Consider the following 14,492-nt stretch of genomic DNA (forward strand, 5'->3'; position numbering starts at 1 on the left):
GACAAGAGCCAGGGAACGCCTGAAAAAGCCCGAATACAGCGGCTCAATCGCGCCACCGAGGATCCTGCAGATTTCCGGGTACCAGCCCGGAAGCCCCTGCTGGTCTCATAGCTTCATGGGTAATGAGCGGGGCCTTATGAGCCCATGCCCGGGTTTCACCTCGGCGTGGGTTCATGCCCCACGCCTCGGTGTCTTGCAGGTACTGCGGATCGATCAGGTACCGCTTTGCAGCAGCATGTTACGTACGTGGCCGATTGCCTTGGTCGGGTTCAGACCCTTGGGGCAGACGTTCACGCAGTTCATGATGCCGCGGCAACGGAACACGCTGAAGGGGTCGTCGAGCGAAGCCAGACGCTCCTGGGTCTTGGTGTCACGGCTGTCGGCCAGGAAGCGGTAGGCTTGCAGCAGCGCGGCAGGACCGAGGAACTTGTCGGGGTTCCACCAGAACGACGGGCACGAGGTCGAGCAGCAGGCGCACAGGATGCACTCGTACAGACCGTCCAGCTTCTCGCGCTCTTCGGGCGACTGGAGACGCTCGATGGCCGGGGCTGGCGTGTCGTTCTGCAGGAACGGCTTCACCTTCTCGTACTGCTTGTAGAAGATGCTCATGTCCACGACCAGGTCGCGGATCACCGGCAGGCCCGGCAGCGGACGCAGCACGAGCTTGTTGCCCTTGACCACGGCCGACAGCGGCGTGATGCAGGCCAGGCCGTTCTTGCCGTTGATGTTCATGCCGTCGGAGCCACAGACGCCCTCACGGCAGGAACGACGGTAGGAGAAGCCCTCGTCCTGTTCCTTGATCAGCGCCAGCACGTCCAACACCATCAGGTCCTTGCCGCCAGTGTCGACGTCGAACACCTGCGTCTTGGGCGCGGTGTCGGTATCCGGGTTGTAACGATAAACTTCGACTTTCAACATGGTAGCCACCCTTAGTAAGTCCGGACTTTAGGTTCGAAGGCCGGAACGGTCTTCGGCGCAAAGTTGACTGCACGCTTGGCAACCCGCTTCTCCCCGGGGAAGTACAGGGTATGGCACAGCCAGTTTTCGTCGTCACGGTCTTCGAAGTCTTCACGGGCGTGAGCGCCGCGGGACTCCTTACGGGTTTCGGCCGCGATGGCGGTAGCTTCTGCGACTTCCAGAAGGTTCTGCAGTTCCAACGCTTCGATGCGGGCGGTATTGAATGCCTGCGACTTGTCGTTGATCTTGACGTTCGAGATACGCTCGCGCAGGCCTTGCAGCTGGGCGATGCCCTTCTGCATGTACTCGCCGGTACGGAACACGCCGAAGTAGTTCTGCATGCAGCTCTGCAGCTCGCGCTTGAGGCTGGCGACGTCTTCGCCGGTGGTGCGCTCGTTCAGCTTGGCCAGACGGTTCAGCGCCACGTCGACGTCGGTGTCGCTGGCGTCACGGTACTGCACGCCTTCGCTCAGGGCTTTTTCCAGGTGCAGACCCGCGGCACGGCCGAAGACCACCAGGTCGAGCAGCGAGTTGCCGCCCAGACGGTTGGCACCGTGGACCGACACGCACGCCACTTCGCCGACGGCGAACAGGCCCGGGATGATCTGGTCGACGCCATTGGCGTCCATGGTGATCGCCTGGCCATGGATGTTGGTGGCTACGCCGCCCATCATGTAGTGGCAGGTCGGAACGACCGGGACCGGCGCGACGACAGGGTCGACGTGGGCGAAGGTCTTGGACAGCTCGCAGATACCAGGCAGGCGGCTGTGCAGCACTTCCTCGCCCAGGTGGTCGAGCTTGAGCATGACGTGGTCGCCATCCGGGCCACAGCCGTTGCCGGCGATGATTTCCTTGACCATCGAGCGGGCCACGACGTCGCGACCGGCGAGGTCTTTGGCGTTCGGCGCGTAACGCTCCATGAAGCGTTCGCCGTGCTTGTTGATCAGGTAACCGCCTTCACCACGGCAGCCTTCGGTGACCAGTACACCGGCGCCGGCGATGCCGGTCGGGTGGAACTGCCACATCTCGATGTCCTGCACCGGCACGCCAGCGCGCAGCGCCATGCCGACACCGTCGCCGGTGTTGATCAGGGCGTTGGTGGTCGAGGCGTAGATACGACCGGCACCGCCGGTGGCCAGTACGGTGGCCTTGGCCTTGATGTACATGGTTTCGCCGGTTTCGATGCAGATCGCGATCACACCGACGAACGCGCCGTCCTGGTTCTTCACCAGATCGACCGCGTAGTATTCGTTCAGGAAGGTGGTGCCGGCCTTCAGGTTGCCCTGGTACAGGGTGTGCAGCAGCGCGTGACCGGTACGGTCGGAGGCTGCGCAGGTCCGTGCGGCCTGGCCGCCCTTGCCGAAGTCCTTGGACTGGCCACCGAACGGACGCTGGTAGATGCGACCGGTCTCGGTGCGCGAGAACGGCAGGCCCATGTGGTCCAGCTCGAAGACCGCAGCCGGGCCTTCCTGGCACATGTATTCGATGGCGTCTTGGTCACCGATGTAGTCGGAACCCTTGACGGTGTCGTACATGTGCCAGCGCCAGTCGTCGTTCGGGTCGGCCGAGGCGATCGCGCAGGTGATGCCGCCCTGGGCGGACACGGTGTGCGAACGGGTCGGGAAGACCTTGGTGACCACGGCGGTCTTGTGGCCGCCCTGAGCCAGTTGCAGCGCCGCGCGCATGCCGGCGCCGCCGCCACCGATGATGATGGCGTCGAAGGAAATGGTTGGAAGACTAGCCATGAATCAGATACCCCAGAGAATCTGTACGCCCCAGACGAAGTACGCGAACATCGCGATACCACAGATGGCCTGGGCCAGGAAACGCACCGCCGTCGCCGACTTGCCCATCGCCATCGGCGTCAGGTAGTCGGTGGTGATGGTCCACATGCCGACCCAGGCGTGCGCGCCCAGGGCCACGAAGGCAAGCAGACTGAAGATGCGCATCAGGTTGCCCGAGAACAGCGCATGCCATTGGGCGTATTCGAGCCCAGGGTGCGCGACCAGGTAGCCGAACAGAAAAATGAAGTAAGCCGCGAGAACGACCGCCGAAACACGTTGCGCCATCCAGTCATAGAGGCCCGAACGCGACAGGTTGGTGACGTTGGTTACCATATCCAGACTCCCGCCAATACGCACAATACCAGGGAGATGGCGACGATGAGCTTCGAGCCCAGTCGGCCACCCTCGAGCGTTTCACCCACGCCCATGTCCATGATCAGGTGGCGAATGCCGGCCACCAGGTGATACAGCAAGGCGGACAGCAGGCCCCATGCGATGAACTTGGCCAGAGGGCTGCTCAGGTAACCCTTCACCTCGGCAAAGCCTTCTTCCGACTGCAGCGACGTGCTCAATGCGAACAGCATGAAGCCGAGGCCCAGGAAGACGATGATGCCGGATACGCGGTGAAGAAATGAGGTTACAGCAGTGATCGGGACTGTGATGGTCCTTAGGTCTAGGTTTACAGGTCGTTGGCTTTTCACGGCTTTTTTCACACTGAAGAGCCCCTAGCGAACAGGGCAAGGTTGTTGGTAAGTGTACTGGTCAGGTACCCACCACCCAGAGAACGGCGACCCCCAGCGGAACGGGCTTGCTAGCCCCTGGCGGTCGGCTGTCGATTATAGACAGTTAGGCTACTAATGACAACGTGGCGCCCTAGCCCGAAGAGCGCATTGCCTTTACCGGATAAATGGCGTAAATGGCTGGCAATTTCGTGAAAAAACCTTGCCGCACAAGGGTTTCAACCTGTCTTTAGGCAAATTGACAATCGGATTTATCCCTCTATAGTGATGCGGGCCCTGCGTGGGGGGCTGTCTGATGATTTCAAGCATTGAATAGGAGGCCGCATGGCTGACAAAAAAGCGCAGTTGGTCATCGAGGGCGCAGCCCCCGTCGAACTGCCCATTTTAACCGGCACCGTTGGTCCCGATGTCATCGACGTCCGCGGGTTGGGGGCGACGGGTCACTTCACGTTCGACCCAGGCTTCATGGCGACGGCATCGTGCGAATCGAAGATCACCTACATCGACGGTGACAAGGGCATCCTGCTGCACCGCGGCTACCCGATCGAGCAACTGGCCGAAAAATCCGACTACCTCGAGACCTGCTACCTGCTGCTCAACGGCGAACTGCCGAACGCCGAGCAGAAGGCCCAGTTCGTCAGCACGGTGAAGAACCACACCATGGTGCACGAGCAGTTGAAGACCTTCTTCAACGGCTTCCGTCGCGACGCCCACCCGATGGCGGTGATGTGCGGCGTGGTCGGCGCCCTGTCGGCGTTCTACCATGACTCGCTGGACATCAATAATCCGCAGCACCGCGAGATTTCCGCAGTGCGCCTGGTCGCCAAGATGCCGACCCTGGCAGCGATGGTCTACAAGTACTCCATGGGCCAGCCCATGATGTACCCGCGCAACGACCTGACCTACGCGGAAAACTTCCTGCACATGATGTTCAACACCCCGTGCGAGATCAAACCGATCAGCCCGGTGCTGGCCAAGGCGATGGACCGGATCTTCATCCTCCATGCCGACCACGAGCAGAACGCCTCCACTTCCACGGTCCGCCTGGCCGGCTCGTCCGGTGCCAACCCGTTCGCCTGTATCGCCGCCGGCATTGCCGCGCTGTGGGGCCCGGCGCACGGCGGGGCCAACGAAGCGGTACTGACCATGCTCGATGAGATCGGCGATGTCTCGAACATCGACACCTTCATCGCCAAGGCCAAGGACAAGAACGATCCGTTCAAGCTGATGGGCTTCGGCCACCGGGTCTACAAGAACCGCGACCCGCGCGCCACCGTGATGAAGCAGACCTGCGACGAAGTCCTGGGCGAGCTGGGCATCAAGAACGACCCGCAGCTGGAACTGGCGATGCGCCTGGAAGAGATCGCCCTGACCGATCCGTACTTCATCGAGCGCTCGCTGTACCCGAACGTCGACTTCTACTCCGGCATCATCCTCAAGGCGATCGGCATTCCGACCAGCATGTTCACGGTGATCTTCGCCCTGGCACGCACCGTCGGCTGGATCTCGCACTGGAAGGAAATGCTCTCGAGCCCCTACAAGATCGGGCGTCCGCGCCAGCTCTACACGGGCGAAGCGCAGCGTGACATCGCTGACCTGAAGGATCGTTGATCGGCTTCGCCGCTCACCCAGCGTGATCGAAAAAGGCTGCCTTGTGCAGCCTTTTTCACAGGTGCCGAACGCCGCTCAGCCCCTGCGCATCGCCTAGCGTGCCTCGGCGCGCGTACGCAGCCCCTTGAGGGTATTGAACGGCGCTTCGACCACGAACTTGTTCGCCAGCCACGATGGCACGCTACCGCCTGGCTCGGTGTGCACCTGGTAGGTGACTTCGGTCGCATCGCCCTTGGGCACCAGCTTCCAGAAGCCCTTGACCTCGGCCACGCGCACGAAGCCCTTCTCCTCCGGCACATAGGTCGGCTCACCCGTCAGGGTGCGCGTCAGGCTGCCGTCGGCCCCTTGGGTGGTGACCACATGCACCACCGAATCACGCGGCGTCACCGGCCACGGGGTATTGAAGCGGCTGTAGGTCCAGCTCTGGTCGCCTTCGTGCTTGAGCAGCTTCTGCGACTGGCATTCATGGATCCAGGCGCAGGCACCCGCCACGTCTTCCTGCAGCGCACGCACCTTGGCCAGGGGCGCCTTGATCAGGGCCACGCCACGGTAGGCCTTGTACTTGGACCCCGGCACCTCGCTCAGCGACACCTGGATGCCCTCCTCGTCCTTGGCCACTTTCCAGTCTTCGGCCCAGACCGCGGGCGCCATCGACAACCCCAGGGCAACCACCAGCGCGACTCGCGTGAAAGATCTCATCGTGTTGTTCCTTTTATCGAAGATCCAAAGGTTCACGCCGCCGTCATGCGCTCCAACCAGCTGATGATCCTGATCGCCTCGTCACGGTCGCTGCCGCACACCTCGGCCTCGGCCTTGAACCCGCCGCACACCGCCGGCCGCTCGGGCTGACCGAACAGGCCACAGAGGTTCTCAGGCGACAGGTGCAGGCAACGTTCGCCCGCCGGTTTGCCCTGTGGCATACCGGGGATGGGCGAACTGATGGAGGGCGCGATGCAACACGCACCACAGCCTTGACGGCAGATCATGGAACACGACTCCTGGAACAGGACGGGACGTCCTGGGATAGTAACCGGCGAAACGGGCGTTTGACATTGCCCGTACCGGGAAAAGGGGAATGACCGAGCAGTCAGTGGCCGCTTACTGGCGGAACTGGAATTCGATGGCCGCGCCTTCGACGTCACGCTGACTGTCGTTGCGCAATTGTAGCTGCATTTCGTTGCTGATCAGCCGCCCATTGAGCTGGAATGCGCTGTCCTGAGTGGGATTTTCCGGGAACATCGCGGGCAGCAAAGCCTTACGCTTGGGCGTGTTGTTGCCCACGGCCGGCTCGAGTTCGCTGACCATTTCCTTGGGAATGCTCAAATCCAGGGGTGCCTTGGCCACCGGGGTGGCGACCGCCTTGCTTTGCACCGCTTTCTTGCGCTTGGCCTTTTTCGCCTGCGCCTTCTCTGCCGCTGCCTTGGTCTTGCTGGGCTTGGTTGCCTGCCGGGACGATTTGGCAGCAGGGGCCGTCTGTGCCTGGCTCTGCTTGCCTTCGGCGCCAGACACAGCGCCGACCTGTGCAGCCTGGATCACACCCACCGCGCCCAGCCCGCAGGTCAACCCCATCACCAGCGCAAACAACCGAATACGTTTCATGGGCACCACAACGTCTTTGTCCAAATCTGGATGCTGGCCGTTTGCCGCACGCCTGGCAAGACTAAACCGCCAATGCCATGGACTCTGTACACAGTTGCCGGGCCAGCATCCCCAATGTCACGAGCGCACGTTCGGCCTCGCGGTTCCAGGGAATACCGCAGTTCAGACGGATGCAGTGATTGAATTGTTCAGTATTACTGAAGATCAAGCCGGGGGCGATACTGATGCCCTGCTCCAGCGCCCGCACGTGCAGCTCCTGGGTGTTGACTCGCCCCGGCAGGCTCACCCACAAAATGAACCCGCCCGTGGGCCGGGTCATCTGTGTGCCCTCCGGAAAATACTGCTGGACGGCCAGCTGATAGGCGCTGAGGTTCTTGCGGTACTCCTGCCGGATGTAGCGCAGGTGCCGGTCGTATCCTCCGTTCTCCAGATAGGCCGCCACGCCCATCTGCGTCACGCTGCAGGCCGAATGGGTGGTGAAGGTCTGCAAGCGCTGGATGTCCTCCTGGTAGCGGCCAGGCACCATCCAGCCCACGCGCACGCCGGGCGACAGCGTCTTGGAGAAGCTCGAGCAGTAGATGACCCGGTCGAGCCGATCGTAGGCCTTGAGCGCCTTGCTGCGCCCCTGCTCGAACATCAGCTCGCCATAGATATCGTCCTCGACGATCTGGATGTCGAAGTCCGAGGCCAGGCGCAGCAGCTGCTTCTGCCGCTCCTCCGGAATGGTGCCGCCCAAGGGATTGCTCAACCGAGCGGTCAGCACCAGGGCCTTGATCGACCATTGGTTGGCCGCCAGCTGCAAGGCTTCGAGGCTGATGCCGGTGGACGGGTCGCTGGGGATCTCGATGACCTTCAGGCCCAGCAGGTCGGCCAGCTGCAACAGGCCGTAGTAGGTCGGCGACTCGGCTGCGATCAGGTCACCCGGCTTGGTCAACACCCGCAGCGACATCTGCAGGGCATCGACGCAGCCGTGGGTCACCACGATCTCCCGCGGATCGACCAGGACGCCGGCATCGCGCATGCGAATGGCGATCTGCCGGCGCAGCGGCTCGTAGCCGGGGCTGAACATGTAGCTGAACGCACGGGGGCTGTGGAACCGCGTGACCTTGGCCAACTGCTGATGAAGGGCCCGCACGGGCAGGTAGTCCACATGGGGCACGGCGGCGCCGAAGGCGAAGACACCATCGCGCCGGGCTTCGGCCAGGACCTGCTGGATGATGCTGGCGCGCGTCACCAGCCCAGGGCGCTCGACCCGGGCGATGTCCGGGGTCGGCGCGGTCAGCGCAGGGGTCTGGTGCACGTAGTAGCCCGATTGCGGGCGGGCGCGGATCAACCCCTGGTCTTCGAGGTTGGCATATGCCTGGAGCACCGTGGCATGGCTGACGTTGAGCTGCGCGCTCATCTTGCGCACCGAGGGCACCCGCTCCCCTGGGCGATAGACACCACGGCGGATGTCGTCCGCCAGTTGCTGGGCGATGCGCTGGTAGAGCAACAGGTTGGTCATGGCAATGTCTCGATGCGCAGGCTTCGTTATTCTTATGGAGCTCACAGACGCAGAATACCGTAACAGTCGCAAAGTGTACTGATACAGATCGTCGATTCATCGACCGTACAGCCTCGCTTCCCAGGGCGACGCACGACCTGGCGGCGCCCTGGGCCTCTCGTGCGCCGGTCAGCGCAGCGGTGCCAACCGGCCCTTGTCGTCCGAGAACACCACTTCCACACGACGGTTCTTGGCCCTGCCCCGTTCGGACGCGTTGGCTTCCACCGGGTACTGGTCGCCATAGCCCATGACCTGGACACGTTTTTCCTCGACGCCCAGGTCGATCAGCATGTCGGCCACCGACTGCGCGCGATCGCGCGACAGCTGCAGGTTGTCTTCGGTCGAGCCGGTGCTGTCGGTGTAGCCTTCGATGCGGATCACTCGCCGGGGGTTGAGCTGAAGGAACTGCACCAGCTTGAGCACGGTGCGGCTGGCCGAGTTCTTCAGCTCGGCCCGACCCGTGTCGAACAGCACGTCACCCAAGGTCAGGACCAGGCCACGGTCGCTGTCTTCGGAGGCCAGGGCGGCGATTTCCGCCTCCAGCCATTTGCCCTGCTGCTGAACGCTGGCCAGCTTGGCCTCGCGCAGGGCCAGTTGCAGCCGCTGGCGCTTGAGGTCGAGTTTGACCAGTTGCTCTTCGCTCAGGGCCAGGCGCATGTGCTCGCGCGCGATCTCGCTGTAGCGCTGACTGAGGTAGGCGTACTGGCGCACGTCGCTGCCGCTGCCGACGTAGGTGGCCAGGCGTTCGGCGCGGCCCAGGGACTCCCCGGCGCGGATCACGTCACGTGGCGCGCTGCGCAGCACGTCGGCATCGTCCTTGATCTGCTGGAACGTGGCAGAAGCCTGCTCGAGCGCCACTTCGCTGCGTTGACTGGCGCAGCCGTGCAGGCCACCGACCGAGGCCAGCAGAATAGCCATTGCCCAACGGTTCGACAGTCGGGTCATGGTCGCGCCTCCAGTTGCTGGCGCAAGCGCTGGATACGTGCCTGCAATGCCTGCACCTGCTCATCGCGCTTTTGCGTCAGCACCTGGGCCTCGGCCAGGCGTGCGTCCAGCTCGGCCTGCTCGGCACGCATCCGCGCTTCGCGATTCTGATCGGCGGCCAGGTCCGTACGGGCACGGGTGAGTTTTTCCTCGGCCAGCGCGAGCGTTTCCTGCTGGTCGGTCGCGCCGACCGACTTGGCCTGCTCGAGGGCCTGTTCGGCCAGGCGCATCTGCTCATGGGGTGCGGGGTCGGTGGCGCAGCCGGCCATGACGCCGAGTACCAGGGCCAGGCTCAGTGCACGCACAGGACCGCGCGTCACGTTCCGGGCCACAGTCAAATCCAATCTGTTCAAAACGGCTTCAGCTCCTGACGGATAAGCGATGAGCGACATGCGGTCGCGAGGCGGCGACGCAGCGCGGGTCGCGCATGATAACCCGCTTTGCGCACTGACGAGCACGGGCGTCGGCGGATCATTCGGCCGTGTCATGGGGACCGGCCACCGCCGCCTGCTGCGCCTGCCAGCGTTGCAGGTTGCGCTGCAAGGCGTGCTGTCGGGCCGGCTCGAACGCACCGTCGAGCAGGCGTCGCGACAGCTCGCCGCGCAACCAGGCATCGTTGCAGGCCGAATTGTGCGAGAGGGCCAGGTAGCGTTCGACCCGCTGCGCCGGAACGCCACTGGCGATCACGGCAGCGCTCAGCCCCAGTCGCTGCACGGTCGCCATGCCGACGAAGCGCGGGGCGATGACGTAGTCCAGCTGCCCCAGCGTCAGGCGCTGGAAAGCCTCTGTCGGTGTCTGGGCACGTTCGAGTTCGAGCCCCGCCTCGAGCAGCCCCTGCATCGCTTCGGGCGCACGGGCGGCATCGACCAGGCTGCCCTGCAAGGGCTGCAACTGCTCGAGCGACGCATAGGCGATGGCCGCATCGTGGCGTGTCCAAACTTGGTAGTCGTCGACGTGCACGGCCGGATGCAGGTAGTCGAACGCGGTCAGGCGCGCCGCCTCCAGGGGCAGGTCCAGCAACAGGTCCAGCCGCCCGCTGCGTGCCTCTTCTACGGCCTGCTCGCGGGTTCCGGCCGAGAGCACCTGGACCGTCACGCCCAGATCCCGGGCGATCTGCTCCAGCAGGTCGACGTCGGCGCCGATCAACCGGTCAGGGTGACGAGGGTCCTGCCACACGTAAGGCGGGTTGTCGGGGCTGCCCGTGGCCACCAGACGTTCGCAGCGACCGGCTGCCTCTGCCAGGGGCGACAGCGACAGCCCCCATAAGGCAGTCGCGATCATGATTCGGCCCAACCCCACCATCCCTGTCTCCTTCGCGCTGACAAAAAAGCCCGACGTTCGTGGGAACGCCGGGCCTCTTTATAAGTGACGCGAACGAATCAGACCAGCTTTTCCAGCGCCGGTACCGCTTCGAACAGGTCAGCGACCAGGCCGTAGTCGGCGACCTGGAAGATCGGCGCCTCTTCGTCCTTGTTGATCGCGACGATCACCTTGGAGTCCTTCATGCCTGCCAGGTGCTGGATCGCGCCGGAAATGCCGACGGCGATGTACAGCTGCGGCGCGACGATCTTGCCGGTCTGACCAACCTGCATGTCGTTGGGCACGAAACCGGCATCGACCGCGGCGCGCGATGCACCGACGGCGGCGCCGAGCTTGTCGGCCAGGCTGTACAGGTGGCTGAAGTTGTCGCCGTTGCCCATACCGCGGCCACCGGAGATCACCACCTTGGCAGCGGTCAGCTCGGGACGGTCGGACTTGGCCAGTTCTTCGCCGACGAAGGACGAAAGCCCGGCGTCATGCGCAGCGCCAACGGCTTCGATGGCGGCCGAACCGCCCTCGGCGGCCACGGCATCGAAGCCGGTGGCACGCACGGTGATGACCTTCACCGCAGCGCTGGACTGCACGGTGGCGATGGCGTTGCCGGCGTAGATCGGACGCTTGAAGGTATCGGCGGACTCGACCGAGATGATCTCGGAGATCTGGTCGACGTCCAGCAGCGCGGCGACGCGCGGAAGGATGTTCTTGCCATTGGTGGTGGCAGGCGCGAGCACGTGGCTGTAGCTGGCGGCCAGCTCCTTGACCAGCGGCGCGACGTTTTCCGGCAGGGCATGGCCATAGGCAGCGTTGTCGGCGACCAGCACCTTGGCGACACCGGCGATCTTGGCAGCGGCCTCGGCCACGGCGCCGACGTTCTGGCCGGCGACCAGCACGTGTGCCTCGCCCCCGATCTTGGCAGCAGCAGCCACGGTGTTGAGCGTGGACGGCGCGAGCGCGCCGTTTTCGTGTTCAGCGATGATCAGGACTGTCATTTCAGATTACCTTCGCCTCGTTCTTCAGTTTCTCGACCAGCTCTTCCACCGACTTGACCATGATGCCGGCGCCACGAGCGGCCGGGGCTTCGACCTTGAGGGTCTGGGTGGTCGAGGCGATGGACACGCCGAGCGCATCCGGGGTGACGGTTTCCAGCGGCTTCTTCTTGGCCTTCATGATGTTCGGCAACGACGCGTAGCGCGGCTCGTTCAGGCGAAGGTCGGTGGTGACGACGGCCGGAAGCTTCAGCGCGACGGTCTGCAGGCCACCGTCGATCTCGCGGGTGACGTTCAGGGTGTCGCCCGCCTGTTCGACCTTGGAGGCGAAGGTGCCCTGGGCGAAGCCGGTCAGCGCGGCGAGCATCTGGCCGGTCTGGTTATTGTCGCTGTCGATGGCCTGCTTGCCGAGGATGACCAGTTGCGGTTGCTCCTTGTCGACCACGGCCTTGAGCAGCTTGGCCACGGCCAGCGAGCCGAGTTCGTCGGCGGCCTCGACCAGGATGGCGCGGTCGGCGCCCAGCGCCAGCGCGGTGCGCAGTTGCTCCTGGGCAGCGGTCGGGCCGACGCTGACGGCGATGATCTCGGTGGCGACGCCCTTTTCCTTGAGGCGTACGGCTTCTTCCACGGCGATCTCGCAGAAGGGGTTCATGGACATCTTGACGTTGGCGAGGTCGACGCCGGAGTGATCCGCCTTGACGCGAACCTTGACGTTGTAGTCGACCACTCGTTTGACAGCTACAAGAACCTTCATGGATTCCTCGTTACTCTCCGGTGAATAGATAGTCGCCTGGGCATGCCCGGCGATGCGCGTGGGTCTGGACACCCCTGGAAACGGATGGCGGCGGGCGGATTTACCATGGACCGACCGGCCCGGTCCGCGCCAGGGCAAAACCTGCGGGTGATTTGCTGTCGCGACGTGTAAACTGCACTACAACGCGGGTCCTGGCGGGAATCCCCTGCTTTTCACCTGGGTTTCCAGGGTGCTCACTTGCCCAACGGTCAGCCTACGGCGAGCGTAAAACTGCTCGTATCTTGACCGCATCACCCCATCGGGTCAATACGGCAAATCGGCCAGCGTCCAGCCGTGTCCTGGCGTTTTTACGGGCTTCCCGCACATTCAAACAAACGTTTGTATTGGACCCTTCCCCTGGTGTAGATATAATGCTCGCCACGACAAAGCGGTGCAGTGCGGCGTTGGAGAAAGCCACGGCCCAGGCGCCGTGCACCCAGAGTTGCGCCCACCCGACAAGCAACCGCTGATGAGCCTTGAGTAGGAGAGAACCTGTGGAACGCGAATACATGGAATTCGACGTGGTCATCGTCGGCGCAGGCCCTGCCGGGCTGTCGGCGGCCTGCCGCCTGAAGCAGAGAGCCGCCGAGACGGGCGCCGAGATCAGCGTCTGCGTGGTCGAGAAAGGCTCCGAGGTCGGCGCCCACATTCTCTCCGGCGCCGTGTTCGAATCCCGCGCCCTCGACGAGCTGTTCCCTGACTGGAAGGCCATGGGCGCGCCGTTGAACACCGAGGTCAAGCGCGACGACATCTATGTGCTCAAGGACGCGGCCGGTTCGGTCAAGGTGCCGGACCTGTTCGTGCCCCGCACCATGCACAACCAGGGCAACTACATCATCTCCCTGGGCAACCTGTGCCGCTGGCTGGCCCAGCAGGCCGAGAACCTCGGCGTGGAGGTCTACCCCGGCTTTGCCGCCCAGGAAGCGCTGATCGACGAGGCCGGCATCGTTCGCGGCATCGTCACCGGCGACCTGGGCGTGGACCGCGAAGGTCAGCCCAAGGACGGCCTCTACACCCCCGGCATGGAACTGCGCGCCAAGTACACGCTGTTCGCCGAAGGCTGCCGTGGCCACATCGGCAAGCAGCTGATCCGCCGCTTCGGCCTCGACAGCGAGGCCGACCCGCAGCACTACGGCATCGGCCTGAAGGAAATCTGGGAAGTCGACCCGGCACGCCATGAGCAGGGCCTGGTGGTGCACACGGCCGGCTGGCCGCTGGACGTGGTCAATGCCGACAACACCGGCGGCTCGTTCCTCTATCACCTGGAGAACAACCAGGTGGTGGTCGGTCTGATCGTCGATCTGGCCTACAGCAACCCGTACCTGTCGCCGTTCGATGAGTTCCAGCGCCTCAAGCACCACCCGGTGATCAGCCAGTACCTCGAAGGTGGCAAGCGCATCAGCTACGGCGCGCGAGCCATCTGCAAGGGCGGCCTGAACTCGTTGCCGAAGATGGTCTTCGACGGCGGCGCGCTGATCGGCTGCGACCTGGGCACGCTGAACTTCGCCAAGATCAAGGGCAGCCACACGGCCATGAAGTCCGGCATGCTCGCCGCCGACGCCGTGGTCGAGGCCCTGGCCGCCGGCCGCGAGGGCGGTGACCGACTGGAGGGCTACACCCAGGACTTCAAGGCCAGCTGGGTCTACGAAGAACTGCACGCCAGCCGCAACTTCGGCCCGGCCATGCACCAGTTCGGTCCGCTGTTCGGCGCGGCCTTCAACTACATCGACCAGAACTGGTTCAAGGGCAAGCTGCCGTTCACCCTGCGCAACAAGAAGCCGGACTACGCCTGCCTCAAGCTGGCGGCCGATTCCAAGAAGATCGACTACCCCAAGCCCGACGGCAAGCTCAGTTTCGACAAGCTGAGCTCGGTGTTCCTCTCCAGCACCAACCATGAAGAAGAGCAGCCGTGCCACCTGAAGCTGATCGACCCGAATGTTCCGATCGCCAGCAACCTGCCGTTGTACGACGAGCCGGCCCAGCGCTACTGCCCTGCCGGTGTCTATGAAGTGGTCAGCCAGGAAGATGGCAGCAAGCGCTTCCAGATCAACGCGCAGAACTGCGTGCACTGCAAGACCTGCGACATCAAGGACCCGGCGCAGAACATCGTCTGGGTGACCCCGGAAGGCGCGGGTGGCCCGAACTACCCCAACATGTGATCGGCGACGCCGCCCA

At 63.8% G+C, this 14,492-nt stretch carries 15 protein-coding genes; 2 read left to right on the forward strand and 13 right to left on the reverse strand.

All coding sequences use genetic code 11. The features are described 5' to 3' along the window. Nucleotides 1–213: 213 nt before the first annotated feature. From sdhB to APT63_12715, 4 genes are read right to left on the reverse strand one after another with little or no spacing between them, the layout of a single operon-like run. A complete protein-coding gene (sdhB, locus tag APT63_12700; GenBank protein AMA46407.1) occupies nucleotides 214–918 on the reverse strand; it encodes a succinate dehydrogenase iron-sulfur subunit in 705 nt (234 codons plus the stop codon). Nucleotides 919–929: 11 nt separating this feature from the next. Next, nucleotides 930–2,702 carry a succinate dehydrogenase gene (sdhA, locus tag APT63_12705; GenBank protein AMA46408.1) on the reverse strand — a complete coding sequence of 591 codons (1,773 nt, stop codon included), beginning with the start codon at nucleotides 2,700–2,702 and terminating at the stop codon, nucleotides 930–932. 3 nt (nucleotides 2,703–2,705) lie between these two features. Further along, nucleotides 2,706–3,074, reverse strand: coding sequence for a succinate dehydrogenase (locus APT63_12710; protein AMA46409.1), 369 nt, complete (start codon nucleotides 3,072–3,074; stop codon nucleotides 2,706–2,708). Then, nucleotides 3,068–3,325 (reverse strand): succinate dehydrogenase, encoded by a 258-nt coding sequence (locus APT63_12715; GenBank protein AMA46410.1) that lies wholly within the window; start codon nucleotides 3,323–3,325, stop codon nucleotides 3,068–3,070. The genes APT63_12710 and APT63_12715 overlap by 7 nt, the downstream gene beginning before the upstream one ends. Before the next feature lie 480 nt (nucleotides 3,326–3,805). On the opposite strand from APT63_12715, the gene gltA reads away from it, so the two are divergent. Continuing rightward, entirely contained in the window at nucleotides 3,806–5,092 is a 1,287-nt protein-coding gene (gene gltA, locus APT63_12720) for a type II citrate synthase (GenBank protein ID AMA46411.1), read from the forward strand. Between the two features lie 93 nt (nucleotides 5,093–5,185). On the opposite strand, the gene APT63_12725 is transcribed toward gltA, so the two are convergent. From APT63_12725 to APT63_12765, 9 genes are all read right to left on the reverse strand, one after another. Next, the gene (locus APT63_12725; protein AMA46412.1) at nucleotides 5,186–5,791 is read right to left on the reverse strand and encodes a hypothetical protein; all 606 of its coding nucleotides are present in this window, start codon (nucleotides 5,789–5,791) and stop codon (nucleotides 5,186–5,188) included. 32 nt (nucleotides 5,792–5,823) lie between these two features. Then, nucleotides 5,824–6,078, reverse strand: coding sequence for a hypothetical protein (locus APT63_12730; protein AMA46413.1), 255 nt, complete (start codon nucleotides 6,076–6,078; stop codon nucleotides 5,824–5,826). A gap of 112 nt (nucleotides 6,079–6,190) precedes the next feature. Continuing rightward, on the reverse strand, nucleotides 6,191–6,691 hold the full coding sequence (locus APT63_12735; GenBank protein ID AMA46414.1) for a hypothetical protein: 501 nt from the start codon (nucleotides 6,689–6,691) through the stop codon (nucleotides 6,191–6,193). Nucleotides 6,692–6,752: 61 nt separating this feature from the next. Next, entirely contained in the window at nucleotides 6,753–8,195 is a 1,443-nt protein-coding gene (locus APT63_12740) for a GntR family transcriptional regulator (GenBank protein ID AMA46415.1), read from the reverse strand. A 168-nt stretch (nucleotides 8,196–8,363) separates the two neighbouring features. Beyond that, on the reverse strand, nucleotides 8,364–9,179 hold the full coding sequence (locus tag APT63_12745; protein ID AMA46416.1) for a hypothetical protein: 816 nt from the start codon (nucleotides 9,177–9,179) through the stop codon (nucleotides 8,364–8,366). Next, nucleotides 9,176–9,523, reverse strand: coding sequence for a hypothetical protein (locus APT63_12750; GenBank protein AMA47893.1), 348 nt, complete (start codon nucleotides 9,521–9,523; stop codon nucleotides 9,176–9,178). Before APT63_12750 ends, APT63_12745 begins: the two co-directional genes overlap by 4 nt. A gap of 166 nt (nucleotides 9,524–9,689) precedes the next feature. Then, the gene (locus tag APT63_12755; protein AMA46417.1) at nucleotides 9,690–10,520 is read right to left on the reverse strand and encodes an ABC transporter substrate-binding protein; all 831 of its coding nucleotides are present in this window, start codon (nucleotides 10,518–10,520) and stop codon (nucleotides 9,690–9,692) included. Between the two features lie 77 nt (nucleotides 10,521–10,597). Then, nucleotides 10,598–11,527: an electron transfer flavoprotein subunit beta gene (locus APT63_12760; protein AMA46418.1), complete on the reverse strand. Its 930-nt coding sequence runs from the start codon at nucleotides 11,525–11,527 to the stop codon at nucleotides 10,598–10,600. A 1-nt stretch (nucleotide 11,528) separates the two neighbouring features. After that, the gene (locus APT63_12765; protein AMA46419.1) at nucleotides 11,529–12,278 is read right to left on the reverse strand and encodes an electron transporter RnfB; all 750 of its coding nucleotides are present in this window, start codon (nucleotides 12,276–12,278) and stop codon (nucleotides 11,529–11,531) included. A gap of 533 nt (nucleotides 12,279–12,811) precedes the next feature. On the opposite strand from APT63_12765, the gene APT63_12770 reads away from it, so the two are divergent. Then, complete coding sequence (locus tag APT63_12770; GenBank protein AMA46420.1) at nucleotides 12,812–14,476, forward strand: electron transfer flavoprotein-ubiquinone oxidoreductase; 1,665 nt, start codon at nucleotides 12,812–12,814, stop codon at nucleotides 14,474–14,476. The last annotated feature ends 16 nt before the right edge of the window (nucleotides 14,477–14,492 follow it).

The sequence above is a fragment of the Pseudomonas monteilii genome (genome assembly GCA_001534745.1).
GTDB classification, from domain to species: Bacteria; Pseudomonadota; Gammaproteobacteria; order Pseudomonadales; family Pseudomonadaceae; genus Aquipseudomonas; species Aquipseudomonas alabamensis.